The sequence below is a fragment of the Lactobacillus sp. MRS-253-APC-2B genome, assembly GCF_012843675.1.
Lineage (GTDB): Bacteria > Bacillota > Bacilli > Lactobacillales > Lactobacillaceae > Limosilactobacillus > Limosilactobacillus pulli.
The window spans coordinates 1-1,959 of sequence record NZ_JABAFO010000041.1; the positions used below are offsets into that span (position 1 = coordinate 1).

Consider the following 1,959-nt stretch of genomic DNA (forward strand, 5'->3'; position numbering starts at 1 on the left):
GAGTAGCGAAGTGGTTAAACGCGACGGTCTGTAAAACCGTTCCTTCGGGTTCGGCGGTTCGAATCCACCCTCCTCCATTTTTATAGGGATATAGTTAAACGGTATAACTACGGTCTCCAAAACCGTCATTGTGGGTTCGATTCCTACTATCCCTGCTCAACTGAATATTTTGGCGGTATTGGTGAAGTTTGGTTAACACATCGGTTTGTGGGTCCGACATGCGTGGGTTCGAATCCCACATACCGCCCTTTTCTCTGACAACTTACCAATTGTCAGATAGTTTGAACAGAAACGTTCGGACACTATTTGGTGGTATAGCCAAGTGGTAAGGCACAGGTCTGCAAAACCTTGATCACCGGTTCAAATCCGGTTACCACCTTTTAGTAAAGACTAATGCCTCTGTGGCGGAATTGGCAGACGCGCTGGACTCAAAATCCAGTTCCCGTTGAGGGAGTGTGGGTTCGACCCCCACCGGAGGCATAAAATATTCAGTTATATCTTTACTAAGCAGTCATCAGTTTTACTGATGGCTGTCTTTTGTTTTAATGAAAATCTGGCATTGGCAATCACCAATACAGAGTGGATCCAAAATAAGTAGCAATTGATTGCTCAGAAATACGTAGACCGACTGCTGCCGTTTACATTTATTTTTAACAGCTATTTGGTCAGCCAAAACATCTTCACAGCCTATCTGCACCGGAAACAGCGGAACTATAAGCTCTGGTCAGACGCGGTGTTGAGTAATTCAATACGGTTGAAATCTCAAGTTAATGCAACAGCCTCACTGCGGAAATTACCGCAATGAGGCTGCCTAAACTAAATTTTTATTTTTTCGTAGGTTGTCTTAACAGAGTATCGTGCCATACTTTAATCATAGATACTAATTTTTCATTTTATCAATATCAAGCTAATTCGCAAAGTACGCACTCTTTTGAATCGTAGTAGCCAACTATTGCAGTAAGATCTTCAAAAGTCGGTTCAGCTCAGAATATGAGAGCTGCAGGCGTTTTTTTAGGGTTTCCGTTGCTGGCATGGCATCACTATGTACGTTCAAATAGGTAGTATATTGATGAAGCCCCGTCAGCTCGTGGGCCTTCATATAATCAACCACCAAAAACATCAGATCGGCATTGGAATACTTGCTCCAACGACTGGTTTTACGGATACTTTCCCCATATTTGGCTGTATAGCGTTTTTTTAGCTCCTCAAACGAAAAACCATAGCGCATCAGCGAATCATAACTAACGCCCAACACCGGCTTGCAGCGTAGGCGAAAGTCCTTAACATTGAACAGCTTTTCGCGGCGCATCAGCTCCAAGGCATTATTGACGACCTGTTCACAAGTTTTGGGATCGGCTAGACGAATGGACTGCTTGGTTCCCAAATGCTTACTGGCGCCCTTTTTGCCATTTTGAGCAATATTTTTCTTGGCATCATAGTTAAAGCCAAGGTCATGTACCAGATCACTCCAAGACATTTTGGTAATTTGCATGGCACTGTTTGGTGAAGGTGCCTCGCCTCGGTGATAGCGTTCTTGATAAACGGTTCGGCTAGGATTGTTTTGAATGCCCAGTCGAATAATTTCTTGCTTCAGCAGAACCTTGATGATTTCTGGATCGGCAGCTTTATGCGGCATGTCATAACCTTCCTTCTCAAAGGCTTTAGTGTAATGATACCGTAATTTAGGTTAAAAATCTGCTAATCATCTCAAACAGATGATCGCATTTTTATCTTTTCGCATGGTTTTAGGGATTCAATGGTCTTGTTTGCTGATAGTATTTCCAACCATCAAAATATTTGCCAAAAAAAATTCATCGTTCTACCTGTCAACCACCATCGGCTAAAGTCAATGGCTTGTGGGCAAACACCCCAGTATTGAGTATCTGAACCACAATTTGCATAGATACGGACGATTTACTCAAACAGCCGCAGTTGCTTGAGCAGTGATCATCTAATTAC

The 1,959-nt window shown here is 42.8% G+C and carries 1 protein-coding gene and 5 tRNA genes; 5 read left to right on the top strand and 1 reads right to left on the bottom strand.

Going from position 1 to position 1,959, the window contains the following annotated elements; translation table 11 throughout:
- From HF864_RS09290 to HF864_RS09310, 5 genes are all read left to right on the top strand, one after another.
- A tRNA-Tyr gene (locus tag HF864_RS09290) sits at positions 1 to 77 on the top strand.
- Between the two features lie 7 nt (positions 78 to 84).
- A tRNA-Trp gene (locus HF864_RS09295) sits at positions 85 to 155 on the top strand.
- Positions 156 to 172: 17 nt separating this feature from the next.
- Positions 173 to 247: transfer RNA gene (locus HF864_RS09300), tRNA-His, on the top strand.
- A gap of 61 nt (positions 248 to 308) precedes the next feature.
- A tRNA-Cys gene (locus HF864_RS09305) sits at positions 309 to 379 on the top strand.
- A gap of 16 nt (positions 380 to 395) precedes the next feature.
- A tRNA-Leu gene (locus tag HF864_RS09310) sits at positions 396 to 480 on the top strand.
- Between the two features lie 469 nt (positions 481 to 949).
- Here the strand turns inward: HF864_RS09310 and HF864_RS09315 are convergent.
- On the bottom strand, positions 950 to 1,636 hold the full coding sequence (locus HF864_RS09315) for a hypothetical protein (protein WP_169462708.1): 687 nt from the start codon (positions 1,634 to 1,636) through the stop codon (positions 950 to 952).
- Positions 1,637 to 1,959: the final 323 nt, after the last annotated feature.